This is a genomic window from Micromonospora ureilytica, from assembly GCF_015751765.1.
GTDB lineage: Bacteria > Actinomycetota > Actinomycetes > Mycobacteriales > Micromonosporaceae > Micromonospora > Micromonospora ureilytica.
Genome location: NZ_JADOTX010000001.1, coordinates 1,683,263 through 1,709,868, shown reverse-complemented (window position 1 = coordinate 1,709,868; position 26,606 = coordinate 1,683,263). Strand labels below are relative to the sequence as shown.

Genomic DNA, 26,606 nt, shown 5'->3' with positions numbered 1-26,606 from the left:
AACCGACAGACACGTAACGTGAGGTAGAGCCGGTAATCGGCTGACGCCAGACGTGCGCCGGGCCGCCACTGCGGCGGCGCCGCTCGGCCAACTGCCGGGTCGGACAGCTCGGCAACGTCGCGGCCCAACTCAGCCGCAGGAGGTGTGGACGATGCCCATGCTGTCGGTCTTCGATCCCCGGCACACTGTCGCTCCCCCGGGATACAGCCGCTGGCTCATCCCGACCGCGGCACTGGCCGTGCACGTCTGCATCGGCCAGGTCTACGCGACGAGTGTCTACAAGAACTCCCTCATCGCGCACTTCGACGTCAGCCAGACGGCGATCGGGGCGATCTTCAGCATCGCCATCGTCATGCTGGGTTCGTCGGCGGCGGTGGGTGGCCGTTGGGTGGAGCGGAACGGGCCGCGCCGGGCGATGTTCGTCTCGGCGTGTTTCTGGGCCGTCGGGTTCCTGGTCGGCGCGCTCGGCATCGCGACCCAACAACTCTGGCTCCTCTACCTCGGATACGGCGTCATCGGCGGCATCGGGCTCGGCATCGGCTACATCTCGCCCGTCTCCACACTGATCAAGTGGTTCCCGGACCGCCCCGGCCTCGCCACCGGGCTGGCCATCATGGGGTTCGGCGGCGGCGCCCTGGTCGCCGGCCCGCTCGCGCGCCAACTGCTCTCCCTCTACGACTCCGGCTACAACCCCGACAACCCGGCCGCCGTCGCGTCGGGACATGCCCTCGTGGCGCTCTTCGTCACGTTCGGCATCGGCTATTTCGTGATCATGATGTTCGGCCCGTTCAACGTTCGAGTTCCGGCGCCGGACTGGCGGCCCGCCGGGTTCGACCCCGCGAGCGTCGCCGCCCGACCTCTGGTGACGACGGCGAGCGTGTCCGCGTCGAACGCCGTGCGTACCCGGTCGTTCTGGTTGCTGTGGATCGTGCTGTTCTGCAACGTCACCGCCGGCATCGGCATCCTGGAGCAGGCAAGCCCGATGATCCAGGACTTCTTCCGGGACAACGGGACCGCCACCACGGTCTCGGTGACAGCAGCGGCCGGTTTCGTGGGAGTGCTGTCGCTGTTCAACATGGCCGGGCGGTTCGTCTGGTCGACAACGTCCGACCTGATCGGCCGAAAGCCCATCTACATGGTCTACCTCGGCGTCGGCATGGTGCTGTACCTGCTGCTCGCCGTGGCCGGCCACTCCGCGACCGCGGTCTTCGTGCTGATCGCCGCCGCGATCATCTCCTTCTACGGCGGCGGCTTCGCCACCATGCCCGCCTACCTGCGTGACCTGTTCGGCACCTTCCAGGTCGGGGCCATCCACGGCCGGATCCTCACCGCCTGGTCGGCCGCGGGCGTCGCCGGCCCGCTGATCGTCAACGGGATCCTCGACACGCAGGGCAAGCCCGGCACCCTAACCGCGGCGGCGTACCGGCCCGCGCTGTTCACCATGGTCGTCATCCTCGCCATCGGGTTCATCGCGAACCTGCTGGTTCGTGCCGTGCCCGAGCGGTTCCACGAACCGAACCGAGGACCGGCCTCGCCGGTGGCGAAGGCCACCGTCACCGAGCCGGTCGCTCTCGGGCGGGACAGCCAGCCGCCCGCGCCGCCGCGCGTCGGTAGCCAGACCGGGCGGCTCTGGTTGTCGTGGCTGCTGATCGCGGTGCTACTCGGCTACGGAATCGTCCAGACCGCCATCACCGCCGCGAAGCTGTTCACCGGCTGACGCGAGCCGCTCCCGTTGCGGCACGACCGTGTACTTCGGATCGCGTGCCGACACCCTTCCGGCCTCGAAGACGCCGAACCGGGTGGCGACCGACGATGCCACGAGGGCGGCGCCGGCGATCGCCGACAGGACCGGGCTGCGCCGGCTGATCAGCGCGGTGGCGGTGCCGACGGCGAGCAGGGCGCGTCCCGCCTTGACCAGCCGGCCGCTGCGTCCGTGCGTGTAGGGCTCGCCGGTGAGGCCCTGCCGCTCCAGCCGGTGCCCCCCGCCCAACTCGATGGCCGCGGCGGCCAGGGCGAGTCGTCGCAGGGGGGCGGTCTCCGCGGCCGGCGCCGCGATCAGGCCCACCCCGGACGCGGCGGCGAGCGCGCTGCCGGCGAAGACGAACGGCAGCGACGGGTAGGCGTCGTGCCAGGACGGCACGGCCGTGTCGGCGAGCAGCACCCCGGTGTACGTCGCCAGCGCCGGCGCGGTGGCTGCGGCAGCCAGGCCGGCGACGTTGCCGATGGGCGGTGCGATCCGACGGGCGAGGCCGAGCACACCGTGTTGCGGAAGTAGCGGCGCAAGCTCGGCGACCGCCGCCACGCCGGCCAGCGGGCCGAACGCGGCGAGAATCCAGGTGCCGACCGACATCGGCGAGGTCACCTTGGCCACCCGGAGCATGTGATGGAACCGGTCCGGTCGGCCGAGGTCGTGGACCAGCAGGTACGTGCTGGCGGCGACGCCGCCGAGGGCGGTCCAACGGCCCACAGTGCGCAGCCCGGGTCGGCCGGTCAGTTGAGCGCCCGCGCCGATCAGCGCACTTCCGGCGGCGAGGCCACCGGTGAACAGGTAGCCGGCGATGTCGTACTTCCACACCGGCGGCTTCAGAACCGGCCGGCCGTAGTAGGAGGCGAAGTCGGCCGGCGGCACCGTGAGCTGCTCGCCGCCGCGGGTCATCGCCGCCTACCCAGGAACGCGACAGCCGTGGCGACCGCCATCGTCATCGCCGCCAGGCCGGCGCGTTTCCACATGGCCGGCAGGTCCCGGGTGGTCACGATCGGGTCCGGTGGCAGCCCGTACACCTCCGGCTCGTCGAGCAGCAGGAAGAACGCACCGTCACCACCGACGCCGTCGTTCGGATCGTGCCCGTACAACCGCGCCTCCGGCACTCCCCGCTCATGCAGCTTCGCCACCCGGGCGGCGGCCCGCTCCCGCAACTCGTCCAGTTCCCCGTACTGGATCGACTCCGTCGGACACGCCTGCGCACACGCCGGCGTCATGCCCGCGCCCAACCGGTCGTAGCACAGCGTGCACTTCCACGCCCGACCGTCGTCCTTACGTTGATCGATGACGCCGTACGGGCAGGCGGAAATGCAGTAACCGCAGCCGTTGCAGATGTCCTCCTGCACCACAACGGTGCCGAACTCCGTCCGGAACAGGGAACCTGTCGGACAGACATCCAGGCAGGCCGCGTGGGTGCAGTGCTTGCACACATCCGACATCATCAACCAGCGGAAATCCGTCCGCTCCTCCGCGCCCGAGCCCCTCCCCGGCGGCTGCGCACCCGGCATCCCCAGGAACTCCGGCCCGCCCGACATACGGGCCGCCGCGGCGGGCGAGCCGGTGGGCAGGCCCGGGTCCGTTCCGGTATCGGTGCTGGTACGCGCGCCGACGGCCGCCGTCACCGGGCTGATCGCCGGCCCGTCCGGGTCCCCCGCGAACGCCGGAGTCGCCCAGCCCGCCGAGCGGGGTTGCTCCACGAACGCGACGTGCCGCCACGAGTTGGCGGTCAGCGCGCCGGTGTTGTCGTACGACATGCCCAGCAGGTCGAGACCACTCTCGGGGACGCCGTTCCACTCCTTGCAGGCCACCTCGCACGCTTTGCAGCCGATGCAGACGCTGGTGTCGGTGAAGAACCCCATCCGCGGTGGCGGGTTCTCGTAGCCGGCGTCCGGCGCGGGGTCCAGCGGCCCGTACAGGGCGTTGGCATGGGGCATCGGTCAGGCCTCCTGGTCGCTGCTGCTGTCGGCGACGTCGGTCGTGACCATCGGCGGGTAGCGGTGGACGAGGTTCCCCGACCGCCGCCGGTAGTCGACGACGAGGTCCACCAGGTCCTGTCCTCTGGGGCGTCGTCCGGGCCGGACGTCGCACGTGCCGACCTTGCTCTCCTGAATCAGGACGTTGGGGTCGAGGGTGATGCCGAACAGGTCGTTGGCCGAATCGCCGGTCACCAGGCCCTCGTAGCCGAAGTGGTACGGCAGCCAGACCTGGTGGATGATCCGGCCATCCACCCGCAGCGGCGTCACGCGGTCGGTCACCAGCACCTTCGCCTCGACTGCCGCCCGGCTGGTGACCAGGTGGGCCCAGCCCAGGTGACTCAACCCTCGCAGCGCCGCCAACTCCGGTGACACCTCGACGAACATCTCGGGCTGCAGCTCGGCCAGCGGTGACACCGTCCGGCTCATCCCGCCGGCGGTGTGGTGCTCGGTGAGCCGGCTGACCGTGAACACGTACGGGAACACCTGGCTGTGCTCCTGCGGTGGGCTCGGGTTGAGCGTGTTGATCGGGTGCGTGTAGACCTTGCGGGTCGGGTTGGCCTGCTGCCGGTAGAGCGGGTTGCGCACCGGCGACTCGACCGGCTCGTAGTGGGTGGGCATCGGCCCGTCGAGCACGCCGGTGGGCGCGTACAGCCAGCCCTTGCCGTCGCCCTGGAGGATGAACGGGTCGTCGCCGGCGATGCCCGCCACACCCGAGGCGTCGCGCTCCGGTCGGTAGGACGGCGGTTTGGTCTTCTCGAAGTCCGGCACGTCGTAGCCGGTCCACTCGCTCTTGTCCGCGTCCCACCAGACGTAGCGTTTGCGCTCACTCCACGGGTTGCCGTCCGGGTCGGCGGAGGCACGGTTGTAGAGGATGCGCCGGTTCGCCGGCCACGCCCAACCCCACTCGGGCGCCACCAGGGACTGCTCCGAGCCGGGTTTGCGGCGGGCCGCCTGGTTGACGCCGTCGGCGTACACCCCGGTGTAGATCCAGCAACCGCCGACGGTGGAGCCGTCGTCCTTCATCTCGGTGAACGACGCCAGCGGCCGGCCGGTCGCCACGTCGTACCCGTTGATCTCGCGCAGCACCGCCTCGGCGCTCGGCTCGGCGTTCGGGCCGTGCGTGGGGTAGTCCCAGGCGAGGTCGAGCAGCGCACGGTCGCGCGGCTTCGTCGACGTCGCCAGCCGTTCCCGGATGATGCGACCGAGGTGGTAGAAGAACCAGAGTTCGGAGCGGGCGTCGCCTGGTGGCTCGACGGCCTTCTCCCGCCACTGCAACAGCCGCTGCGTCTGGGTGAAGGTGCCCTCCTTCTCCACGTGCGAGGCGGCGGGCAGGAAGAACACCTCGGTGCGGCACCGCTCGGGCGCGATCTCGCCGGTCTCGATCTCCGGCGCGTTCTTCCAGAACGTGGCGCTCTCGATTTCGAACAGGTCGCGGACCACGAGCCAGTCGAGGTTGGCCATGCCGAGCCGCTGCGCCCGGCCGTGCGCCGAGCCGACCGCCGGGTTCTGCCCGAGCAGGAAGTAGCCCTTGATCTTGCCGTCGATCATGTCGAGCACCTGCTGGTAGGTGCCGTGGTCGCCGGTCATCCGCGGCATGTACCCGTAGCAGTAGTCGTTGTCGGCGGTGGCCGCCTCGCCCCAGTACGCCTTGAGTAGGTTGACGCCGTAGGTGCGGGCGTTGCCCCAGAAGCCCTTCTGCCCGGGGTGGGCGATGCTGTCCACCCACTCGTCCAGGGTCGGGTGATTGGCGTGGTGGGGCATCGGCAGGTAGCCCGGAAGCAGGTTGAACAGCGTCGGGATGTCGGTGGACCCCTGGATGCTGGCGTGCCCGCGCAGGGCCATCACCCCACCACCCGGGCGGCCCACGTTGCCCAGCAGGAGCTGGATGATCGCGCCGGTGCGGATGTACTGCACGCCGACGCTGTGCTGCGTCCAACCCACCGAGTAGACGAGCATGCCGGTCCGGTCCCGGCCGGAGTTCTCCGTCCACGCCCGGGCCAGCTCGAAGAACTTCTCCTGCGGGATGCCGCAGACCCGTTCCACCATCTCCGGGGTGTAGCGGGAGAAGTGCCGTTTGAGGATCTGGTAGACGCAGCGCGGGTGCTGCAACGTCTCGTCCCGTTCGGTCTCGCCGCCGACCGGCGCGCCGTGCGACTCGTTCTCCAGCCCGGCCGCCGTCTCCCGCTGCGTCTCGCTGTCGCGGGTCGTCTGGTTCTGCGAGTGGCCCTCGTACCGCCAACTGGCCTGGTCGTAGGTGGCGTTGTCGTCGTTGAAGCCGGAGAAGAGGCCGTGCATGTCCTCGGTGTCGGCGTACTCCTCGGTCACGATGGTCGCGGCGTTGGTGTAGGCGACGACGTACTCCCGGAAGTCCAGCTCGTTGTCGAGGATGTAGCGCACCACCCCGCCGAGCAGAGCGATGTCGGTGCCCGCCCGAATCGGCAGGTACGAGTCAGCCAGCGCGCTGGTGCGGGTGAAACGCGGGTCGACGTGGAAGACCTTCGCGCCTTTGCGCTTGGCCTCCATCACCCACTGGAAACCCACCGGGTGCGCCTCGGCCATGTTCGAACCCTGGATGACGATGACGTCGGAGTTCGACAGGTCCTGCTGGTACTGGGTGGCGCCGCCACGACCGAAGCTGGTCCCCAGACCGGGGACGGTGGAGGAGTGTCAAATACGGGCCTGGTTCTCGATCTGGAGCGCCCCCATCGCGGTGAACAACTTCTTGATGAGGTAGTTCTCCTCGTTGTCCAGCGTCGCCCCACCGAGGCTGGAGATACCCAGCGTCCGGTTAAGCGGTCGACCCTCGGCGTCGACGTCCTCCCAGGTCTCGTCCCGGGCGGCCAGGACCCGATCGGCGATCATGTTCATCGCCGTGTCGAGGTCGAGGTCCTCCCACTGCGTCGAGTACGGCCGGCGGTAACGGACCGTGGTCTGCCGCAACGGGCTGGTCACCAGGCTCTTGCTCGCCGAGCCCTTCGGGCAGAGCCGACCCCGCGAGATCGGGCTGTCCGGATCACCCTCGATCTGACTGACCTGCCCGTCCTTCACGAACACCCGCTGACCACAACCCACCGCGCAGTACGGGCACACGGACCGGGCCACCGAATCAGCCGTGTCGGTGCGAGCGGTGAGCGCGCGGGACCCGTCGGACTTCGCCGCCGCACCCCGGCCCAACGGGTCCGTGCCGGTGAGCTGGCGGTAGACCGGCCAACCCTCGAACCAGCTGCGCACCCCCATCGCCGCACCTTCCCGACCAACCCCGCCAAATATGAACACTCTGACGTTAGATGAGGTGCCGGCCCGGTCGCAGCGGGATCAGAAACAGTCATACCTCCCCCAGCCCCTTGGTGCGGGCCGGGAGAGGCATGGAGCACGGCGACTGTCAGTGCGGTTGCGGCTGGCCGATGTGCTGGTCGCTGAAGGTCCGGTAGCGGTGCAGCTCCCAGAACAACCAGCCGATGCTGATGATCGCCAACACGACGAAGACCAGCGAACCGGAGAACGTGTCCCAGAGGGTGTGCAGAACGACGACACCCACGAACGTGCCGATGAAGCCGAAGAGCCGAGCGACGCTCGGGCTCGCCAGCAACGCCCAGAGCGCGCCGGCGGTCAGCCCGGTCCAGGCGGTGTGACCGGCGGGCGCCGTCAGACCCCGGATGAAGAGCGTCTGCTCCACCGCGCCGATGTTGCCCTGCGAACTCAGCAGCGCGCTGAACGCGTAGCCCATCGTCTCCAGCGCGGCGAACCCCATGCCGGCGGCGATGCCGATGATCAGCCCGTCGGAGGGCACCCGGCGACGACGCTGGGCCACCACCGTGAACAGCAGCACCACCGGGACGATCAGCTTCGCCGACTCCTCGATCAGTGCCACGAACACCATCGGCAGGGTGCCGAGCCCGCGCAGGGTGTCGTACTCCAGGGTGCCGGCGACCACCGTGCCGATCACACCGCCGAAGAACGCGGACGTCACCAACACCGACGCCGGCACCTGCCACCGCCCGGTCCGGGCCTGCGCGAACGTCAGGAACGTCAGCGGCACCAACGTCGCCCCGAGCAGGATCAACGCCGGTACGAAGTTCGGATTCTTGGTGCTGACCAGGGTCCGCAGCACCGCCAGATAAAGGATCAGCCCGACGACGAGCACCCCGACCCACGCCCACCGGCGCCAACGATCACCCATACCGCGCAGTCTGTCGGATCCCTGTTACGAACACCAGACACGGCGCTGAGATCCTGACGCCTGTCCAGCGGCGGCGAAGTCCGCTGTTCAGGGGCGGCGATACGCGCGAGTGATGGCTACGATCCCAAGCAGTCGAGTTAGCGGTGCCCCCGCGCCGCCGACCGGCACGTGGCATCGCGTCTGATCAGTGTCTTGCCCCGCGAGGTGTGGCATGTTCCTCGAGCCAATTTGGCGGCAACGGGATGGTGTGGAACCACTCGCGCGATATTTGGCCGTAGAACGGCGCCTTGAGCACCGGCGTTCCCCCGCCGAGCCGGGCGGCAGCCGCAGAGGCTCGCATGACGTTCAACCGCCAGCCGCCCATCCCCCGGGAGGCGACGATCCTGCCACCCTGGACGATACCCACGTTACGATTTGTGGCTGGCATGTTACTCGTCGTCCACACCCGACCGTGGAAGTGAACTATCGCGTCGATGTTGGACCACTTCTCGCGCATAGCCGGCCGGCCAAAGTCGTCCGGGCCCAGGTAGACGCCCTGCTCGTCAATGGCGAACAGCAGTTCCCGCCGCAACGCGCTGCTCACGCGATGGCGTGCCGTGGCGAGGAAGATGACCTCGAACAACACTCCGATGATGAAGAACAGAAAGCGGACGGACAGGTCCTGCAAGCCGATCACGATGGCTGTCATCGGCAACAGGCTGTACAGCGCCAACGTCAGTCCGGTGCGGAGCCGGCTCCGCCGAACCTCGTACGGCGAAGCGGCATCCATTCTCATGGCTACAAGATAGCGACTACCGCGGCAGCTCCTCGTCGTGCGTCGTACACCGCTGTAGAGCTGTGGATCAGGAGCCGCCTGGTTGCGGTCGGCGATCCCACAGCACCAGGCCGGCGAGCAGCATCGCGACGCCCAGCCCGACCATGGCCAACCCCACCGCCGTGTGCGCGCTCCCGCTCAGGTGACCGGCCACGATCCAGCCGCTGTCGATTCCGAACGCCAACGGCATCACCCCTTGGGGGATCATCGGGATCCACCCCACCGTGAGCAATCCGAGCGCCCAGGCGGTCGGCTTGTTCTCCCGGTACCACCCGGCGTCCCAGGTCAGCGGAAGCACCGTCTCCGGGGGCGGACTCCGCTGGCCGGCCGCGGCGAGCACGTCGGTCCCGCGTCGGGTGAGGCGTTCGTCGGCCAACCAGATGCCGCCCCGCCAGGCCGCGGCGCCGCTGAGCAGCCCGACCAGTGGCAGCAGCGGCGCCACCTCCGACGGGCCCCAGATCACCAGGGCGAGCACCGGCGCGGCGGCCACCAGCCCCGACCCGGTGGCGACCAGCACGCTGACGACGTCGGTGGGGTTGTCGGCCGAGGTGGGGTGCCGTGGGTCGGCTACCGGCCGCACCCGCAGCAGCGACACCCACACCGGCACCGACGCGCCCGCGCCGAGCAGAGCCGGCAGGGTGGAGAGCGCGGCCAGCGGGTCGACGTCGGGCGCGAGGAACACACCGGCGACGGCGAGCAGCACCCCGATCGGGGCGACCAGCACCAGCCAGGCCAGGGCCCGTCCCCGGACCTCGGCCCGTTCGCCGCGCGGCGTGGTGAGCGGCAGCCACAACGCGGTGCCGTCCAGTCCGACCAGCCCGGCAGACATCGCCGCCGCGCCGAGCACGGCGAGCGGTCCGGCCCACGGCAGCAGCAGGTGCACGTCGGACAGCAGCGGTAACCCGGCGAGCAGCGCGCCGTACACCACCGCGAACGCCAGATACTGCAACCGCAGGGGATGCCGCATCCAGGCCCGCAACTCACGGCCCGCGACCGCCCGCGTCGCGGCCGGCACCCACGCCCGCCAGCCGCGCTGGGCACGCCCGTCTCCGGCCGGTGACGCCGCCGTGGTCCCGCGCCGCGCGGCCGGCTCGTCGCCAGCGCGCCGGACGAGCGGGAGCGCGGTGGTTCCGCGCGGCCGGAACGGCACGCCCGTGGTGATCACCCTTCGGACAAGCATGATGTACGCGGCGGCGCAGAGCGCCACGATGCCGACCAGGGCCGCCATCCTGCGCGCCCCTTGCCCGGTTGGCCCGGTCACAGCGGTGACCGGCCAGCCGCTCGGCACGTACGCCATGGCCCGGACCACCTCCTCCGGCGCCGCGACGAGCAGGACCGACACCCACGGGAAGACCGCCCAGAGCGACCCGGCGACACCCATCGCCGTACCGGTGAAGATGCCGGTGAGCAGCGCCCCGGCCGGGCCGCCGGCGTGGCCGACGACCTCCAGCGCGATGGCCGAGCCGATCAGCCCGAGCAGCCAGAGCAGCACCGCGCCGCCGGCGGTGGCGAGGACCGCGACTGTGCCGTACCGGGCGGCGTGCACCGGCAGCGCGGCGAGTGCCACCAGTGAGACGGCCGGACCGATACCGATCGCCGACGCGGTGAGCAGACCGATCGCGGCCGGGAACCCACCGATCGACTCCAACCGCAGGTGGGCCGGACGGACCCGACCGCGGCCGCCGCCGAGCAGCAGCGGCAGCACGATCCAGCCGAGCACCCACGCCCCGGCGAGCAGGCCGAGAGTGTGCTGGTCGCCGCGGAGCGCGTACCGGATCAACCAGGCGGCGGCGACCAGGCCGACGAGGCCGGCCACCGTGGGTCCGGGGTGCTCGCGCAGCGAGCGACGCAGCATTGTCGCGCGCATCCGGGCCAGCACCGCGATCGTGCCGAGGGTGCCGGCCAGCCGGCCGGGAACGATGGGTTCGGCGCTCATCGTGACCCGGTCAGCCAGTCCAGACCGGCACTACCGGAGGCTTCGGCGCCGACCAACTCGACGAACCGGTCCTCCAGGCTGCTGCCGTCGGCGACCTCGGCGACCGGCCCGGCGGCGACCACGCGGCCCTGATGGATCACGGTGACCTCGTCGCACATCTGCTCGACGAGCAGCATCGAGTGGGTGGACAGCACACAGGTGCCGCCGCCGGCCACGAACCGGCGCAGCACCCGCCGGATGGTGGCTGCGGAGACCGGGTCGACCGCCTCGAACGGTTCGTCGAGCACGAGCAGCCGGGGCGCGTGCAGCAGCGCCTGGGCGAGGCCCAGCTTCTTGCGGGTGCCGGTGGAGCAGTCGGCCAGTGGTGTGCCGGCGCCCTTGGCCAGGCCGAGCACGTCGATCAGTTCGGCGGCACGGTCGGTGGCCGCGGCCCGGGGCAGCCCGCGCAGGCCGGCGCTGTAGCGCAGCAGCTCGGCGCCGGTGAGGCGTTCCGGGAAGTCGAGGCCGTCGGGCAGGACGCCGGTCAGCGTGCGGGTCAGGCCGCGCTCGCGTAGCGCGTCGTGGCCGAGGATCCGGATCTGCCCGGAGTCCGGAGTGACCAGGCCGACGGCCATCCCGATGGTGGTGGACTTGCCGGCGCCGTTGGGCCCGACGATGCCGTGGAAGGTGCCGGGGTGGACGGTCAGATCGATGCCGTCCACCGCGCGATGCGCCGCGAAGGTCTTGACCAGGCCACGAATCTCGAGTGCCGGGGGGATCACGCGCCGAGCATAGGTGACCTTGCACGGCGGCGCGGCCCGCTGCTCGAGTGTCCAGAGTGGACGCAGCCGGTTAGGCGACGGACACCAGCCGGAAGCGCTCGGTCACCACCAGTGTGTCGTCGTCCACTGTGAAGTCGGGGTCGCCCAGCTCGGCGCGTACCTCCGCGCTGTGCCAGAACATCTCGTGGCCCGCACGCCACTGCGCCACCGACTCGTCGCCCTCCCCCTCGGCCAGGGCGTGTGCCAGGTCGACCTCGGCGAGCCGGATCACCCGTACGTCGGTCAGCTCGATGGCTGCGACCCGCCGGCCCGCGGAGTCCACCACGGCGGACAGTTCGCCCACCTCGGGCAGCGGCTCGTTCGCGCACTCGTAGCCGACCAGCAGGCCGGTCGTCGAGGTCTTCGCCCCGGACAGGATCGCGCCCACCAGCTTGTCCCGTAACGGTCCGGGAAACGCGAACTCGGCGAGCGGAAGATCGTCGAGGTTCATCCGCGGAGGGTACGCGATCAGGTGCGCCGTAGGGAACCGTCGTCGACATGCCCGCGGCGACCGCAGATCCAGCGCCGGGTACGGCTACGGCGCGGTGCTGGCCTCCCGGTCGCGGGTCACGCAGTACACGTCGCCGGCGTTCGCGGCGTGCGGCAGTTCGTGCAGGTGCGTCGCCAGGTCGACCGCGGGCATCCAGCGTTGGAAGGTCATCGACTTGTCGTCACCCAACGCGACGTCGAAGCCGTCGAAGCCGAGCGCGGTCAGGCGATCGAGGCATCGGTACGCGACCGCACGCGCGATGGTGGTGAACTCGAACGACAGCGCGGGCAGTGGGCGGCTCAGGCCGGCCAGCACCTCGTCCTCGAAACCCTCCACGTCGATCTTGGCGAAGGTCGGCACGCCGTACGTCTCGATCAGCGCGTCGACGGTGACCACCGGGACCTCGATGTCGGCATCCCACACCTCGCCCTCCCATCCGCCCGCGCCCTGCGCCGCCCGCACGAAGTCCGGTGAGGCGGTCGACACGGTGGGGTTGGCGGAGTTGACGTGCAACTTGGTGCGCCCGGGGAGCGCGCCACAGGCGGCGTCGACAACTGTCACCTGGTCGTCGTCGGCGTAGATCGCCCGCAGGGCGCGCAGACACAGCGGCTGCGGTTCCACGGCGACGACCCGGGCGCCGAGGCGCCGGAAGCTCGCGATGTGGTCGCCCACGTGGGAACCGATGTCGAGGACGAGGTCTCCGCTGCTGACGAAGCGGGAGTAGAAGGCGTCCATCCTCGCGTCCCGCTCGGGATCGCCGTAGTAGACGTCAAGCGACCGGTGCAGCAGGGACAGGGCCGGGTCGGTCCGGAGCGCGGCGATCCTGGTCTCGGTGGTAGCCGTCATCTGTCTGGGTCCAGTCCGTGAGAGAGGTGGCCGGGCTTACGGTCCGAAGGCGGTCAGGAACCGGTCCCGGAAGGCGTCCATCCGCCAGACCGGTGCCTCCGGTCCGGGCTTCAGCCCGTCCTGCCAGCCCCACCCGGAGATCCGGTCCAAGACGGCCCGGTCCCGGGTGATGATCGAGATCGGGACGTCGCGGCTGGCGTTCTCGCCGGTGACGACCGCGGCGGGTTGGTGGTCACCGAGGAAGATGAACACGAGGTCGTCGTCTCCGTAGGTCCGCACGTAGGAGGTGAGCGCGCCGAGGGTGTACTCGATGGACTTCCGATAGTCCGCCCGGATCTGTGTGGTGTTGCGGCGCTTGTCGTCGGACCTGCCGGCCGCGCGGTAGACCGCGCCGTCGCCGACGTCGGCCCAGTCGAGCAGCGGCGGGACGGGCGTCCAGGGCGCGTGACTCGACACCAGCGCCAGCTCGGTCATCACGTTGCCGTCGCGCTTCGCCTGCTCCAGGCGCTGCCAGCTGGCCAGGGTGTACTGGTCGGGCGGGGTGCCGAAGCTGAACTTCGGGCCACGGTACGCGAGCGTCTTGGCGTTGTAGAACCGATCGTAGCCGAAGAAGGAACCCTCCGGCCACGCCTTGGTGACGGCGGGCATCACGCCCACGGTCTGCCAGTTCGCCCGTCGGAAGGCGCCGTTGAGGGTCATCCGGTCACTGGCCAGCAGGGTGCGGTGCCGTTGGTCGTTGTCGATCCAGAGGCCGGAGAGCAGCGTGTCGTGGGCGAGCCAACTGCCGCCGCCGAAGGTCGGCGAGGTGAGGAAGCCGCTCTGCGCGGCGAAACCCGCCGCGCTCAGTTCGCTGGTGCCACGGTCGAGGACCGCGCCGACCTGCGGCGCGAACTCCGGGTCCTGGACGGCGTCCCGGCCGTAGCTCTCCACGAAGGCGACGACCACGTTCTTGCCGCGCAGCGCGGTCAGGAGCTGGTCGCCGGGGGTGTCGCCGAACCTGTCCGCCTCGATCAGGGCGCCGAACGTCTCGCGGTCGTCGAGACGCAGGCGCACCTGGAAGCCGTGCCCGTTGGCCAGGGTGGTCGCGGAGGTGTCGGCGACAGGTACGCCCTCGACCACCCGCACGTTGAACGCGGCGCAGGCCACCCAGACGACGACGAGCGCGGCCACGATCCGGGTGGTCCCGATGCGGTGCCGGACCACCAACCGCCGCAGTCGCCGCATCGACAGCGTGACCAGGGTGGGCAGGCCCACGACCACCACCACCAGGGTGATCGCGGCGCCAATGGCGGCGGGTCGACCGTACGACTCGCTGAGGAAGGCGAACCCCTCGTCGACGAGCGCCCAGTCGAGTACCGGGTCGAACGCCCGGCTCAGCGAGGCGGAGAACCCCAGGTCGAGCAGCTTCAGCAGGCCGAGCAGGCCGAGCGCCACGCCGGCGAGCGTCGCGACCAGTCGGCTGCCACGCGACGGCAGGGCGAGCAGGAGGGCCACGACCAGCAGCGCCTCCAGGGGGATCCGCACGAACGCCGCCGGGCTGAGCCGACCGAAGTCGTACGGCACGGTGAGGGCGAGCAGGACGAGCAGCGCGGCCAGGACTGTCGTCAGTCGGGCCGCGACGGAGCGCTTCGGTCGGCCCTCGGCTTCGCCGCCGTCGGTGGCGGTGACGTCCGAGACTTCGCCTCTCATCGGTCTCCGTCCCTGGCTCGGCAGCTGACGTACGCGCGTCAAGAGCGACAACCCGGGCATCCTTCCATGATCTTCGTTGGGGGCGGGATCCGGGCGGCTCAGACGCGGGCGATCCCGCGTCGGGCGACGGCGACCGTCTGGCGGTCCGCCCAGGGCAGCCCATCCGTCCGGCCCGAGCCCAGCGCTGCCGCGGTGCTCGGGGCGCTGTGGCTCACCGGGCTGCTCGCGTGCACCAGCGCGCCCGGAGCGCCGTGGACGACTGTGTGGCGGAGGTGACGGGTCGTCCAGAGCCACGCGACGTCCCGTCCGAACGACTCGACCAGCAGCGCCAGTGACGCCAGCAGCACGACGGTCGTCAGTGGCCCGGGCAGCGCGTCGCCCATCGCCACCGTGAGCACCACGCCCTGGATGGCGGCGACGACCTTGCGCCAGTAGCGCGGCGGCAGGGATCCGCGCATCCACCCCAGCACCCAGCTCGCGGCGACGAAGACGTACCGCATCGCGCCGATCGCGAGCACCCAGCCACCGACCGAGGGGGCCACGTGTAGGCAGAGCACCAGGACCAGGAAGGAGTCGATCTCCATGTCGAAGCGCGCGCCGAGTTCGCTGGTGGTCCCGGTGCGGCGGGCCGTGTACCCGTCCACGGCGTCGAGGGCCAACGCCACGCTGGTGAGCACGACCATCAGGGTGATCGGCGCCGACCGGCCGAACGAGTCGGCGGCCAGGGCGGTCACGCCGCCGACGAGGATCGCCCGGCTCAGGGTCACCCGGTCGGCCGGGCTCAGCGCACCCGCGCCGGCGCCTGACATCCCCCGGCCGAGCAGGGCGCACAGGGCCACCCCGTACGCCAGCCCCGCCACCCAGCCCGCCGCGCCCAGACCGACTGTCTCCGCGAGCACCGCCAGCAGGATGATCTGCGCGAGCAGTCCGATGACCGGACCAGTTCGAACCGTTGACATCGTGCCTCCGCGACTCTGGTGGGTGACCCTGACCGTCATCACGGAAAATATGACCGATCGGTTCATTCTGAACGCGACCTGGCAGGGCGCCGCAGAGGGACGTGCCCGCTCGCTGGCCGGTTAATCGTCCACCGTGGGCAGCTCGTCGCCGACTGGCCACTGCGGTCGATCGGGCCGGTGCGGGTCAGGACGTCGGCAGGGTGAGCACGTCCGCGCCGTCGTCGGTGATGGCGATGGTGTGCTCGCTGTGCGCCGTCCGGCAGCCCGTCGCGCTGCGGAGTGTCCAGCCGTCGGCGTCGGTGACGAGCGCGGCGGTGTCCGCCATGACCCACGGCTCCAGCGCCAGCAGCAGCCCCGGGCGCAGCCGGTATCCGCGGCCGGGACGCCCGGTGTTGGAGACGTGCGGGTCCTGGTGCATGGTCGACCCGACGCCGTGGCCGCCGAACTCGGTGTTGACCGAATATCCCGCCCCGTTGAGGACCGAGCCGATCGCGTGGGAGATGTCACCGATGCGAACGCCGGGACCGGCGACGGCGATCCCCGCCCGCAACGCGCGCTCGGTCGCGTCGATCAGCGCGAGGCTCTCCGGGGGCCGCACGTCTCCCACGATGAAGCTGATGGCCGAGTCCGCGACAACTCCACCAAGGGAGACGGCGAGGTCGAGCGAGAGCAGGTCGCCGTCGGCGAGTGGGTAGTCGTACGGCAACCCGTGCAGCACCGCGTCATTCACCGACGTGCAGATGTAGTGGCCGAACGGCCCGCGTCCGAAGGACGGCTCATAGTCGACGTAGCAGGACTGCGCCCCGGCCTCGGTGATCATGGCTTGTGCCCACTGGTCGATGTCCAGGAGGTTGGTGCCGACCACGCAGCGGCTCTTCAGCGTCTGCAGGATGCCGGCGACCAGCGCGCCGGTGCCCTTCGCTCGCAGCACGTCGGTGGGGCTCAGGATCTCGATCATGCAGCGCCTTCCTCGGACCACCAATAAGTATCCCGGCCATATTATCCCGGTACTAGAATCGGAGCATGGTCAGGTTGCCGCTCACCCCCGCAGAGCTCGAACGCGGCCAGCGCCTCGGCGCCCTCCTGCGTCGAGCCCGTGGAGAGCGTTCGATGCTCCTCACCGCGCTGGACGCGGGCGTCTCGCCGGAGACCCTTCGCAAGATCGAGTCCGGCCGGATTGCCACCCCCGCCTTCCCGACCATCGCGGCGATCGCCGACGTCCTCGGCCTCTCCCTCGACGCCGTGTGGTCAGAGATCAACACGTCGGCCGGCAGCGCCGAGATCCCCCGACCGACGCGCACCGCGCGCGAACGGTTGGCCTCCTAGCGCACCGGGGTCGAGCCGGTTGACGCCGCCGCGGGTGGGCCCGGTGCGGTCAAGACCCGAGTGAGCTGCGGGCTGCCACTGCCCTGCAGCGAGCGCTTCCGCTGCCGACGAAGCGCTTCCCACGATAGAAAATCTAACAGCGATTCCTCCCGATCGGTATCGGGCAGACGCCCGACTGCGCAGGTCAGCGGCGGTGGCTACGTTCGCCCAATGCCCACCAACATGATCAGTGCGGAATCCGCAGGCACCTGGACGCTCGGCGACCTGAGCGTCAATCGGATCGGATTCGGCGCCATGCGCCTGACGGGTAACGGCGGCGCGGCGAGCGACCGCGCGCGGGCCATCGGAGTGCTACGCCAAGCGGTCGACCTCGGTGTGAACCACATCGACACTGCGGCGTTCTACTTCTCGCCGCTCCGGTCGGCCAACGAGTTGATCAACACGGCACTGTCGCCGTACGCCGACGACCTGGTCATCACCACGAAGGTCGGACCGGGCCGCGACCCCTCGGGAGTGTGGCTGCCGCTGGCCCGGCCCGATCAGCTGCGTGGACAGGTCGAGGAGAACCTGCGCCAACTCGGCCGCGACCACCTGGACGTCGTGAACCTGCGCCAGGACGGACTGGACTCGGTGGCGGAGCACTTCGGCGCGCTGGCCGAGCTACGTGACGCCGGACTCATCCGGCATCTCGGCCTGTCCAACATTCGTCCGCACCACCTCGCGCAGGCGCAGGCGATCGCCCCAGTGGTCTGTGTGCAGAACACGTACGGTGTCGACACCCGACGCACGCAGGACCAGTTCGTGCGTACCTGCGGTGAACAGGACGTCGCCTTCGTGCCGTTCTTCGCGATCGCCGGCGGCGGACGTGAGGCAGGCGGCGTGGCCGCCAACACGGCAGTGGAGGCCATCGCGCGCACGCACGGCGCCACGCCGGCTCAGGTGCGGATCGCATGGACCCTCAGCCGTGGCCCGCATCTGCTGGCCATCCCCGGTACCGGCAACCCCGATCACCTGGTCGAGAACCTGGCCGCCGGGGCGCTGGTCCTGTCGCCGGACGAGTTGGCCAGCCTCGACTAGCGGCCCCGGCAGGATGCACCGAGAACTGGTCCCGGTCGACGAGCGACCGGGACCAGCGGGTGGTGCGCTCAGGAGGCGGCGATGCCCTCCATGCCGATGCCGTCGGTGAACTTCGGCAGGCCCTCCACGGTGGTGACGAGCTTCAGGGACCCGTCCTCGCCCACCTCGTAGCCCTGCACGTTGCCGGCGGTGGCGTTCTGCACGTACAGGAAGCCGTCGCTGGTGGTCATGTCGATCGACCCGCCACCGGTGTCGGCGGCGACCTCCTTGACGAGGTGGAGCTTGCCGTCGTCGTCGACCCGGTACGAGCTGATGGTGGAGCTGCCGGCGTTGGCGACGAAGAAGTAGTCGCCGACGCGCTGGATCCAGCACGGCGCCTGCTGCCCGTTGGGCACCGACGGCCCGACCTGGTCGAGCGCGCCGTCGTCCTCCAGCTCGAACCGGCTGACCGCGTTCGCGCCCGACTCGGTGACGAGAAGCGAGTCCTCGCTGTCGAAGGTGAAGCCGAACGGGGTGTTCCCCGCGTCGCTGATCACGGGGTTGCGCGACAGTTCGCCGTCGCGACCGATCTCGTAGCTGAACATGACGTTGGCCATCTTTGTCGACACCAGGACGAACTCGCTGTCCGGGTCGATCTTGACCTGGGCCGGGGCGGTCCCGAACGCGGGCGGGTTGCCGTTGTGCAGCCCGAGCGACCGGTTGGCGTCCTCGATCCGCGACAGGCGCCCCTTGTGCAGCTCGAAGCCCTGCACCGAGCCCTCGCCACCGGCGTTGAGGACGTAGACGAGGTCACCGCGGGCCGCGACGCTCACCGGCAACAGACCGCCGGACCAGATGACCTGGAGCTTGTGCAGCTTGGTGCCCTCGACGCCGAAGACGGTGACGGTGTTGCTGCCGGCGTTCACGGCGAACAGCAGCCCCTTGTGATAGACCAGGGAGCCCTGCGAGGCCAGCGCGTCGAGCGGCGCGCCGATGGTGAATCCGCCCAGCCCGCCGGTCTCGTACTCACCCGCCTTGCTGAGACGGCCGTCCTCGTCGCGGTCGTACACCTTGATGGTGTTGCCCTCGGCCTTGTTGGTCTGGACGAAGACCGCGCCCTCGTCGCCGTGGTGGTTTTCACCCCCCTTGCGATCGTCGTGGTACCCAGGGCCACCGCCATCGGCGTAGGCGGTCCCGGGGATCGATCCGATGCTGGTCAGACCTGCCAGGAGGGCTGCCGCGAACGCGACACTGCGCTTCATTACTGACTCCTTAAGCACCCGAAGGGAGGAATACGAGTTTTCCTCTGCTTCGAAAGCTATCGGAACAGCTAGGCGTGTTGGTCGCACTTACCCTAAAGCGGTAATTTCGTGCCGTTCCAGGAAACGACCAGACGTACACACCGATGTGGCATATGGCGAAGCGGACTTCCGGCACGTCAGGGCACGAAGTCCGCGGTCGGGCTGACCGACGCGCGGGCGGCAGGCCCGCTTCGGGCCTTCGGCAGCGCCGGTCCCGTGTTCGGAGGGACAAGCAACACAGCCCTCCGCAAAGCGGCATTAACAGTTACCGATCCCCCTAAAGGCGGTGCCGGTCGTTGAGTTCCCTCTGGACGATCGGCCAAGCGTTGCGTTTCGCGCGGCCAGCGTGTAGAGGTTGACTATGTCGCCGCTTGCGCACCTCTCTGCGAAACCCAATCAAGTTCCACCTGCCGGGCCCCTCAACTCCCCCAACTCATTGGAGCTGCATGACCTCGGTCAGCGTTGCGCAAACCGATGAGCCGAGTGCGTTGCGCATCTACCTAGATTACGAGTTCCTCCTCGTCGAAGACCTCTCCGGCCTCCTTGATGCCGTTCGAACCATCTACGAGCAAGCGTTCTGGTCCGACATTCCCGCCCTCATCGGAACGCCGCGCCAACGCCAACACGGCGTCCGAGTAACCAGGTCAGACACCTCGCACAGCATAGTGCTGGAATTGCACGCGCTGGGTCAGACAATTACGGGACTGGATCCAACATTGGCGGGGATCGGTGGGGGCGCTGTTGCGCTCGGGCTGACTGCCCGGATATTGATCCACACGTTGAGGTCGGGGCACGAGGCGCTGTCCGCTGCCCGGATGAGAGAGCTGGAAGTAAAGGCGCGATGGGCCGCGATCGAGGCGGAGAACACCCGCACCAGCCTCGAACTCGAACGCGCCGGAGTCGAGCTCGAGGTCGTTCGTCGCGACGCCGAATTTCGCGACTTCGTGCAATCGGCGATCCGCGCAACAGCATCGGTCGACTTCGCACGAGCTGTTTCACGGAATGAGACCATGACCGAGCACTTGGGGGGAGCCCTCTTGAATGCCTGGTCGGTCTTGCAGAACGACAACATTAATACCGCCCAGATAAACGGCGTAGAAGTCAAATCTGTCCAGGGTGAGAGGGCAACGGACGGCCAGCAAGGCACCGTGCCTGGTCCCGGCACAGGCACCGGGACACCCGAAGCATGACCAGACCGAGAACCCCAGGGAGGGACGAAGTGGATCGCCATGCAACGTTGGTTGCCTTCTATGCGGAGAGCAAACCATCAGGCTTGGGCGACTACGTCGGCGGAGTTCAACGGCGCTTGGTTGAACTGCTTGGAGGGCTGTTCCAGCCGAGGCCCATGCCCGATGTGCATGCCACGATCATCGGACTCGAGTCCTTCGGCCGAGTTCAGCCTCCCCAGGAACTCACGGAGCTGCGCGCTTCCGGCTCGGGCCGCCCGGACATCGCTGGTCTGTGCGCCTACCTGAACACGACACTGGGGCAGCACCCGCCGCAGATCCAGTTCGGAGGCTTCCCGAATCGTGACCTGGGTGTGACGAGCAGAGGTCAGCGGCTGTACACCCGAACCCTCACGACCAACGCGAACCAGGTCATCCTGATGGGCTGGCCCGTCGACGAATCGGGTCAGCCGACCGAGGAGTTGGAGCGGATTCGGCGAGACCTCCAGAAATTTGGTGTCGTTCACCGATATCACAAGCAAGCGCATGACCGGGACCCCGATCTGTACCTGGTGATAGGGAGAGTCAAGCAAGGCGATCTATCGGAGACCGGCGCCTTGGAGGCAATTCGACTCGAACTCTCGCAGGCGACCTTCACGACACCTCTTCTCCCTGACGCGCTTCGGGTCGCAACCTACGACGACACCGACTTGCCCCTCAGCACAACAAGGGCGTGGCCGCTTACCGATTTCCTGCGCTGACTGTCGCATGAGAGGTTGAGCATGATTATCGAACGGCCGATGGAACACTCGATCATGCCGATGTTCCTCCAAGCTCACGCTGCGGAGGAAGACCTACAGAGCCCAGCCGACATAGACATGTACATGCGGGTCAGCGCGTTGCATTGCCAAAGTCTGACCATTGTCGATTCCGACCTCAACAACGCGAACATCTTCCACCAGGCCGCAAAGGTCGAGGGAGGTGTCTTCTGGACGGCTCTGCGTACAGGGTTCATTCGGCGAGCAGCCCGCCTTGACGCGGCCGGATCACCGGTGACTCAGGCCGCCGTCGTGGAAGGTTTTCGCAGGGTCAGCCCCGAGCGGGTGGCGAAGATCGAAGAAGGCTACCTTCGGCTCGTAGATTCGGTCTGCCAGAGGAACGAACATGCGTCGCCCCCGTTGACCTGGTCACTTACCGAAGTCAACAAGCATTTTCTCCGCAAACTCGAGACTTACGTCGAGCATGCCGTCGCCAACCGCTCGCTACCTACCGACCATGCGATTTTCGATCAGGTGTGGGAGGCGGTGCGCAACCACCGCCGAGCCGGCACACCGCTCAGCGCGGCCGACATAGAAGCGCGGTTCCGGCCCCGAGACTACGAGACGTCAGAGGAGTGGAATTTCATCTGGCGACTTGTCCTCGATGCCCAGTCCGGAAACGTCCCCCTTGTCTACGACGGTCAACTCGCGATTACCACCACCCCGCGATCGGCCGACAAGTTCCTGCCAGCCGGGCCTACCTCCGCAGGGGTGGAGCGGGAGGTTGAAGCGGAACTCTACCGGGGTGGCACGAAACAGAAGGATCGCCCCAAGGTGACAGTGGGGGCGGCCGGCGGTGACCGGCTCGCCGGACGATTCGTGATCAACAGGGAACGCTTGGCCGCTCTGCGGCTCGAAGAGATTGAAGAGCTGCGAGAGGAGGCATTGGGCGCCAACTACTTTCAGGCTCGTTTTGACGCAACAGGCTCCAGCACCGACATGTCGGAATCCGCTGTTCCGTACAGCACTACTCTCTTCGAGTACCACGAACGTCTCGCACGGGTAGGCATCTTGCGGACCCAACGGCGGGAGGAGGCGGCGGTCAAGGAGACACTCAGTCGTGTGGTCGTCACCGCCGAAAAATACGGTAGGACGCTGGAGCTCATCATGCAGACGAGCACACGCCTGCCCGTCGCCGAGCACAACATCGTGATGTGTGACTCTCAGACGATTCGGGAGTTGCTCGGCCCGACTGAGGCGCGCAAGATCCTGCCAGACGACAATGCTCTCTGGATGTATCGGCGGCCCGACTGCCGTGTGCTGGAATGGATCCCGTCACCTTAGCCCGGGTTCGGTGTGCGCCGCAAGCTCGCCCGTTGCGACGTCAGGTCGCGTCCGTCCACCATGGCGTGAGCAGGGTCGGGTCGGCGACGTACTGCTCCACCTGCTCCCGCTGCTCGAGAGTCAGGGTCAGCGCCTGGAGGCGGGCGCCCCACTCGGGCACCCGGTCGGCCTTCTCCAACGCGGTCGCCAGTTCGATAAGGCCGGCCAGCGCCATCGCCTGCTCGACCACCGGCGCGTCCTCGGCACGACGGCGCATCCCCGAGTCGAGAGCCCGGTAGGCCGCCCGGTCGTCCATCTTGAACTCGCGCAGGATCCGCGCGTTGTCGAGCACCCGGGCCAGCCCATCGAGGTCCTTCGACCCGCCGTACTCCACGTCCTCCGGCTCGTCCCGCTGGATGAAGACGATTGTGTTGCCGGACGGGTCGACGATGCTGAACCGCGACGCCCCGGCCCGGTAGCGGGTCACCCGGGGCAGCCCCTTGACCAACACCTTGCCGTAGCTGCGGCGCATCGCCTCGGTGAACGCCGCGTGGTACGCCGCGACCGCGTCCACCATCACCAGACAGCCGCCGGAATGCTCCTTCGCCGGGTCCAGATCCTTCGGCGCGGGGCCGTAGTGCAATTGAAACCCACTCCACGTGAAGGCCAGGTACACGTAGGGCTTGAGCTGTTCGTAGGCCACCTCGAACCCCAGCGCCCTCCAGAACGCCACGGTCTCCTCCGGCACCGCGCAGTGCAGCAGCGGCACAGTGGTTTCGTTCGGCCGAACCTGGTCCTCATTGGGCGTCACTTGTCGCTCTCCGTCCCGTCGGCAGGCCGGCCATTGTGCCAGCACCGGGGACGGGCCTCGCCCGGTTTCGTCTCCTACCCAGGGAGGAGGCGCGCTCCGACCATCGGCCGCAACCGGGGCTCGCGGTCGGACGCGATCGGCGGGCGCGGCAACGAACATCTACAGACATGACTACCGATGTGCGCCGGGCGACGCGCTGGAGCCGCCCGCTGATGTTCCTGGTATCCGTGATGGCGGTGTGCGGCGTCGTCGCTCTGGTCGGCATCGTCGTCGACTCACGCGTCCTCACCGGGGCGCCGATCTGGCTCAAGCCGTTCAAGTTCGCGGTGTCCTTCGTGCTGTACGGCGCGACGCTCGCCTGGATGCTCTCCCTGTTGCCGCGACGCAGCCGGGCCGTCGAGAGGGCGGTCGTCGTCATCGTCGCGGTGGCGGTCGTCGAGAATGCGTGGCTCATCGGTCAGGTGCTCCGCGGGCAGACCAGCCACTTCAACTCCAGCACCCCCCTGAACACCGCGCTGTTCGCGGCGATGGGCGCGGCGATCGGGGTGCTGTTCTTCGCGCACCTCGTCATCGGGATCGTGGTCCTGATCCAGCGGATCCCCGACCGGGTCGCCGCCACCGCCGTCGGGTGGGGACTCGGCCTGTCCCTGCTGGGCATGCTCGCGGCGGTGCCGATGGCACTGCCGATGCAGGACCCGGGGATCGAGGGGATCGGTGGGGCGCACAGCGTCGGCGTGCTCGACGGTGGACCGGGGTTGCCGGTGGTCGGCTGGAGCACCACGGGCGGTGACCTGCGGATCGGGCACTTCGTGGGGCTGCACGCCCTGCAGGCGCTGCCGATCCTGGCGATCCTGCTGACCCGGTTCGCGGCACGGTGGGACGAGCGCACCCGCGCCCGGTTGCTTGCCGTCGCGGGCGGCGCGTACGGCGTACTCACCGTGCTGTTGACCTGGCAGGCCCTGCGCGGACAGCCGCTGCTGCGGCCGGACGCCGTGACGCTCGCCGCGGTCGCGGCCCTGGCGGTCGCGACGGCGACCGCGACCGGCCTGGTGCTGGCCCGCCGACGTCGCCCGGAACTGGCGTTGGCAGCGTGACCGAGACGCTGTTCTCCCTCACGTTCGCGGTGGCCGCGCCGTTCTGGGCGCTGATGATCCTGCTGCCGCGCTGGTCGTGGACCGCCCGGATCATCGCCTCGCCGCTGATCGTGCTGCCGGTCGTGGTGATCTACGCGCTGCTGGTGCTGCCGGCGTTCGGCGACGTGCTGCCGGCCGTGACGTCGCCGACCCTGGCCGGGGTGCGCGACCTGCTCGGTACCTCCGACGGGGCGGCGGCGGGTTGGGCGCACATGATCGCGTTCGATCTGTTCGTCGGCCGGTGGGCGTGGTTGGACAGCCGGGATCGGGGGGTGCCTGCGCTGGTGATGGCTCCGGTGCTGCTGCTGACCATCCTGCTCGGACCGCTCGGCCTGGCCGCGTACCTCGCGGTCCGGCCCCGGTGGCGGCGGTCCACGGCCGTCGCCACCGGCCCGGAGCACCTAGGCTGACCACCGTGAGCTGGCCGGGGCGACTGTTCGACATGCGGGACACGCTCGTGCGGATGGTGCTGCTCGACCTCGCCGGGCTGAGCTACCTGCTCTTCGTCCCGCACTCCACCAGCACACCCACCGCGACACAGTGGATCCTCGCGGTCCTCGCGTTCACAGTGGGGCTGGCGGTGCACCGTTGGCCGGTGGTCAACCTGCTGGCACAGGCCGCCCTGCTGACTGTCGCGATCTGCCTGGTCGACGACTTCACCATCAACCAGGTTGGCGCGAGTTGGGCCCTGCTCGAGGTCACCATGCGGGCGCGCCGCCCCCGGACCATCTGGTTGGCCGCCGCGCTGCTGGTCGTGGTCGACCTGACCGACTCCATCGGCGACCCGCTCCGCCGGGTCGCCTCCGGCGTCGTCGGTTTGGCCCTGGAGGTCGGCGTGCCGGTGCTGCTCGGCCTCGTCATCCGCACCAACCGGGAGCTGAGTCGCCAGGCCGTGGAGCGGGCCCTGGCCGAGCAACGCCAGCACACGTCGGAGAGCCGCGCGGCCCGCGCCGACGAACGCAGCGCCATCGCCCGCGAGCTGCACGACGTCGTCGCGCACCACGTGGCGTCGATGGTCCTGCGGGTCGGCGTCGCCCGGCACGTGCTCACCGACCTGGACCCCCGGGTCGGCGAGGTCTTCGACGACGTGCACGGCACCGGCACCGCGGCCCTCGCCGAGCTGCGCCGGCTGGTCGCCGTGCTGCGCAACCCGGACGGGGTACGCGGTGACGCGGCGCTGACCGCGATCGAACCCTCCGCGCTGCCGGCGGCGATCGGCGCGTCGATCGACCGGGCCCGGCAGGCGGGTGTCACAGTGGAGGCCGACCTCGACCCGGCGATCGGCGCACTCGACGCGGTGCGCGGCATGGCGGTGCTGCGACTGACCCAGGAGGCGCTGACCAACGTGGCCAAACACGCGGGGACGTCCGCGCTCGCGCACCTCGTGGTCGCCGTTCGGGACGGCTCAGTGCACTGGGAGGTCACCGACAACGGGCACGGTGGGGTGCCGGTGGGCGTGCCGGCCGGTGGCGGGCACGGCATCACCGGGATGCGCGAGCGTGTCGAGGTCCTCGGCGGTCGGCTGGAGGCGGGCCCGACCGACACCGGGTGGCGGGTCCGTACCGTTCTTCCGGCCGTGGCCCCCGCGCCGGTCGGGGCGGTGCCCCGCGAGCGGGAGGCTCCCGCCGGAACGCCCGCGCCGGAACTGGCGTGATCCGGGTGCTGCTGGTCGACGACCAGCACCTCATCCGAGCCGGGCTGCGCATGCTCTGCGAGGCCCAACCCGACATCGAGGTCGTCGGGGAGGCCGACAACGGTCGGGAGGCGATTCCGTTGGCCGGGCGGCTCCTCCCCGACGTCGTCGTCATGGACCTGCGGATGCCCGGTGTCGACGGGATCACCGCGACCAGCCGGATCCTCGCCGAACGCCCCACCACCCGCGTCCTGGTGCTGACCACGTTCGGCGACGACGACCACCTCTACCCCGCGCTGACCGCCGGAGCGTGCGGGTTCCTGCTCAAGGACGCGCCGCCGACCGAGCTGCTGGACGGCATCCGCCGGGCCGCCGTCGGTGACAGCCCGTTCAGCCCGGAGGTGCTGCGTCGCCTCGTGCAGCGCGCGGTGCACGCCCGCCCGGGGTCACCACCGACCCTGCCGGGCCTGACCGCCCGGGAACGGGACGTGCTGAACCTGGTCGCCGAGGGCCTGTCCAACACCGAGATCGCCGACCAGCTCCACATCGGTGTCACCACTGTCAAGACCCACATCACCAGCCTGATGACCAAGACCGACAGCCCCAACCGGGTACGCCTGGCCCTGTTCGCTCGCGGCGTCTGACGC

General features: G+C 69.5%; 22 protein-coding genes and 2 pseudogenes. 10 read left to right on the top strand and 14 right to left on the bottom strand.

Features of this window, described 5'->3' with window-relative positions:
• Nucleotides 1-157 precede the first annotated feature (157 nt).
• Nucleotides 158-1,717, top strand: coding sequence for an OFA family MFS transporter (locus IW248_RS07485; protein WP_124817073.1), 1,560 nt, complete (start codon nt 158-160; stop codon nt 1,715-1,717).
• On the opposite strand, the gene nrfD is transcribed toward IW248_RS07485, so the two are convergent.
• From nrfD to map, 12 genes and pseudogenes are all read right to left on the bottom strand, one after another.
• The gene (gene nrfD / locus IW248_RS07480) at nt 1,658-2,656 is read right to left on the bottom strand and encodes an NrfD/PsrC family molybdoenzyme membrane anchor subunit (RefSeq protein WP_196926292.1); all 999 of its coding nucleotides are present in this window, start codon (nt 2,654-2,656) and stop codon (nt 1,658-1,660) included. The genes IW248_RS07485 and nrfD overlap by 60 nt on opposite strands.
• Complete coding sequence (locus IW248_RS07475) at nt 2,653-3,696, bottom strand: 4Fe-4S dicluster domain-containing protein (RefSeq protein WP_196926291.1); 1,044 nt, start codon at nt 3,694-3,696, stop codon at nt 2,653-2,655. Before IW248_RS07475 ends, nrfD begins: the two co-directional genes overlap by 4 nt.
• A 30-nt stretch (nt 3,697-3,726) precedes the next feature.
• Nucleotides 3,727-6,975, bottom strand: a pseudogene (gene fdh, locus IW248_RS07470) (formate dehydrogenase); the annotation flags it as partial.
• A gap of 145 nt (nt 6,976-7,120) precedes the next feature.
• Nucleotides 7,121-7,918, bottom strand: coding sequence for a PrsW family intramembrane metalloprotease (locus IW248_RS07460; protein WP_196926288.1), 798 nt, complete (start codon nt 7,916-7,918; stop codon nt 7,121-7,123).
• A 184-nt stretch (nt 7,919-8,102) separates the two neighbouring features.
• Nucleotides 8,103-8,693, bottom strand: a complete 591-nt coding sequence (locus tag IW248_RS07455; RefSeq protein ID WP_196926287.1) for a hypothetical protein — start codon at nt 8,691-8,693, stop codon at nt 8,103-8,105.
• 67 nt (nt 8,694-8,760) lie between these two features.
• On the bottom strand, nt 8,761-10,668 hold the full coding sequence (locus IW248_RS07450) for a hypothetical protein (protein ID WP_196926286.1): 1,908 nt from the start codon (nt 10,666-10,668) through the stop codon (nt 8,761-8,763).
• Nucleotides 10,665-11,429 (bottom strand): ABC transporter ATP-binding protein, encoded by a 765-nt coding sequence (locus IW248_RS07445; RefSeq protein ID WP_196926285.1) that lies wholly within the window; start codon nt 11,427-11,429, stop codon nt 10,665-10,667. The genes IW248_RS07450 and IW248_RS07445 overlap by 4 nt, the downstream gene beginning before the upstream one ends.
• Nucleotides 11,430-11,499: 70 nt before the next feature.
• Nucleotides 11,500-11,919: an ASCH domain-containing protein gene (locus IW248_RS07440; protein WP_196926284.1), complete on the bottom strand. Its 420-nt coding sequence runs from the start codon at nt 11,917-11,919 to the stop codon at nt 11,500-11,502.
• A gap of 84 nt (nt 11,920-12,003) precedes the next feature.
• Nucleotides 12,004-12,804, bottom strand: a complete 801-nt coding sequence (locus tag IW248_RS07435) for an FkbM family methyltransferase (protein ID WP_196926283.1) — start codon at nt 12,802-12,804, stop codon at nt 12,004-12,006.
• Nucleotides 12,805-12,840: 36 nt separating this feature from the next.
• Nucleotides 12,841-14,493, bottom strand: a complete 1,653-nt coding sequence (locus IW248_RS07430) for a sulfatase-like hydrolase/transferase (RefSeq protein ID WP_231396220.1) — start codon at nt 14,491-14,493, stop codon at nt 12,841-12,843.
• Between the two features lie 266 nt (nt 14,494-14,759).
• A pseudogene (locus tag IW248_RS07425) lies at nt 14,760-15,452 on the bottom strand (CDP-alcohol phosphatidyltransferase family protein); the annotation flags it as partial.
• Between the two features lie 184 nt (nt 15,453-15,636).
• A complete protein-coding gene (gene map / locus IW248_RS07420) occupies nt 15,637-16,410 on the bottom strand; it encodes a type I methionyl aminopeptidase (RefSeq protein WP_196926280.1) in 774 nt (257 codons plus the stop codon).
• 65 nt (nt 16,411-16,475) lie between these two features.
• Here map and IW248_RS07415 point away from each other — a divergent pair, with 65 nt between their 5' ends.
• Complete coding sequence (locus IW248_RS07415) at nt 16,476-16,778, top strand: helix-turn-helix domain-containing protein (RefSeq protein WP_124820462.1); 303 nt, start codon at nt 16,476-16,478, stop codon at nt 16,776-16,778.
• Between the two features lie 210 nt (nt 16,779-16,988).
• Nucleotides 16,989-17,855, top strand: a complete 867-nt coding sequence (locus tag IW248_RS07410; protein WP_231396219.1) for an oxidoreductase — start codon at nt 16,989-16,991, stop codon at nt 17,853-17,855.
• A 68-nt stretch (nt 17,856-17,923) separates the two neighbouring features.
• Here IW248_RS07410 and IW248_RS07405 read toward each other — a convergent pair whose 3' ends face one another.
• On the bottom strand, nt 17,924-19,096 hold the full coding sequence (locus IW248_RS07405) for a lactonase family protein (protein ID WP_196926279.1): 1,173 nt from the start codon (nt 19,094-19,096) through the stop codon (nt 17,924-17,926).
• Nucleotides 19,097-19,581: 485 nt separating this feature from the next.
• Between IW248_RS07405 and IW248_RS07400 the strand changes: the two genes are divergently transcribed.
• The 3 genes from IW248_RS07400 to IW248_RS07390 are packed head-to-tail and all read left to right on the top strand — an operon-like array spanning nt 19,582 to nt 22,403.
• A complete protein-coding gene (locus tag IW248_RS07400; RefSeq protein ID WP_196926278.1) occupies nt 19,582-20,325 on the top strand; it encodes a hypothetical protein in 744 nt (247 codons plus the stop codon).
• 29 nt (nt 20,326-20,354) lie between these two features.
• Nucleotides 20,355-21,062, top strand: coding sequence for a hypothetical protein (locus IW248_RS07395; protein ID WP_196926277.1), 708 nt, complete (start codon nt 20,355-20,357; stop codon nt 21,060-21,062).
• 21 nt (nt 21,063-21,083) lie between these two features.
• A complete protein-coding gene (locus IW248_RS07390) occupies nt 21,084-22,403 on the top strand; it encodes a hypothetical protein (RefSeq protein WP_196926276.1) in 1,320 nt (439 codons plus the stop codon).
• 40 nt (nt 22,404-22,443) lie between these two features.
• Here the strand turns inward: IW248_RS07390 and IW248_RS07385 are convergent, their stop codons facing one another.
• Entirely contained in the window at nt 22,444-23,193 is a 750-nt protein-coding gene (locus IW248_RS07385) for a DUF8817 family protein (protein ID WP_196926275.1), read from the bottom strand.
• A 167-nt stretch (nt 23,194-23,360) separates the two neighbouring features.
• On the opposite strand from IW248_RS07385, the gene IW248_RS07380 reads away from it, so the two are divergent.
• The 4 genes from IW248_RS07380 to IW248_RS07365 are packed head-to-tail and all read left to right on the top strand — an operon-like array spanning nt 23,361 to nt 26,603.
• On the top strand, nt 23,361-24,287 hold the full coding sequence (locus IW248_RS07380) for a hypothetical protein (RefSeq protein WP_196926274.1): 927 nt from the start codon (nt 23,361-23,363) through the stop codon (nt 24,285-24,287).
• Nucleotides 24,284-24,736, top strand: a complete 453-nt coding sequence (locus IW248_RS07375; protein ID WP_196926273.1) for an ABA4-like family protein — start codon at nt 24,284-24,286, stop codon at nt 24,734-24,736. Before IW248_RS07380 ends, IW248_RS07375 begins: the two co-directional genes overlap by 4 nt.
• A gap of 5 nt (nt 24,737-24,741) precedes the next feature.
• Nucleotides 24,742-25,980: a sensor histidine kinase gene (locus IW248_RS07370; protein ID WP_196926272.1), complete on the top strand. Its 1,239-nt coding sequence runs from the start codon at nt 24,742-24,744 to the stop codon at nt 25,978-25,980.
• Nucleotides 25,977-26,603 (top strand): response regulator transcription factor, encoded by a 627-nt coding sequence (locus IW248_RS07365; RefSeq protein WP_196926271.1) that lies wholly within the window; start codon nt 25,977-25,979, stop codon nt 26,601-26,603. Before IW248_RS07370 ends, IW248_RS07365 begins: the two co-directional genes overlap by 4 nt.
• Nucleotides 26,604-26,606: the final 3 nt, after the last annotated feature.

Excerpts from the sequence above, each read along its gene's own strand:
- IW248_RS07435 (WP_196926283.1), bottom strand. The coding sequence starts at position 12,804 with ATGACGGCTACCACCGAGACCAGGATCGCCGCGCTCCGGACCGACCCG.
- IW248_RS07475 (WP_196926291.1), bottom strand. The coding sequence starts at position 3,696 with ATGCCCCATGCCAACGCCCTGTACGGGCCGCTGGACCCCGCGCCGGAC.
- IW248_RS07400 (WP_196926278.1), top strand. The coding sequence starts at position 19,582 with ATGACCTCGGTCAGCGTTGCGCAAACCGATGAGCCGAGTGCGTTGCGC.
- IW248_RS07405 (WP_196926279.1), bottom strand. The coding sequence starts at position 19,096 with ATGAAGCGCAGTGTCGCGTTCGCGGCAGCCCTCCTGGCAGGTCTGACC.
- nrfD (WP_196926292.1), bottom strand. The coding sequence starts at position 2,656 with ATGACCCGCGGCGGCGAGCAGCTCACGGTGCCGCCGGCCGACTTCGCC.
- map (WP_196926280.1), bottom strand. The coding sequence starts at position 16,410 with ATGATCGAGATCCTGAGCCCCACCGACGTGCTGCGAGCGAAGGGCACC.
- IW248_RS07430 (WP_231396220.1), bottom strand. The coding sequence starts at position 14,493 with ATGAGAGGCGAAGTCTCGGACGTCACCGCCACCGACGGCGGCGAAGCC.
- IW248_RS07460 (WP_196926288.1), bottom strand. The coding sequence starts at position 7,918 with ATGGGTGATCGTTGGCGCCGGTGGGCGTGGGTCGGGGTGCTCGTCGTC.
- IW248_RS07485 (WP_124817073.1), top strand. The coding sequence starts at position 158 with ATGCTGTCGGTCTTCGATCCCCGGCACACTGTCGCTCCCCCGGGATAC.
- IW248_RS07440 (WP_196926284.1), bottom strand. The coding sequence starts at position 11,919 with ATGAACCTCGACGATCTTCCGCTCGCCGAGTTCGCGTTTCCCGGACCG.
- IW248_RS07450 (WP_196926286.1), bottom strand. The coding sequence starts at position 10,668 with ATGAGCGCCGAACCCATCGTTCCCGGCCGGCTGGCCGGCACCCTCGGC.
- IW248_RS07380 (WP_196926274.1), top strand. The coding sequence starts at position 23,361 with ATGACTACCGATGTGCGCCGGGCGACGCGCTGGAGCCGCCCGCTGATG.
- IW248_RS07455 (WP_196926287.1), bottom strand. The coding sequence starts at position 8,693 with ATGAGAATGGATGCCGCTTCGCCGTACGAGGTTCGGCGGAGCCGGCTC.
- IW248_RS07410 (WP_231396219.1), top strand. The coding sequence starts at position 16,989 with ATGCCCACCAACATGATCAGTGCGGAATCCGCAGGCACCTGGACGCTC.
- IW248_RS07390 (WP_196926276.1), top strand. The coding sequence starts at position 21,084 with ATGATTATCGAACGGCCGATGGAACACTCGATCATGCCGATGTTCCTC.
- IW248_RS07415 (WP_124820462.1), top strand. The coding sequence starts at position 16,476 with ATGGTCAGGTTGCCGCTCACCCCCGCAGAGCTCGAACGCGGCCAGCGC.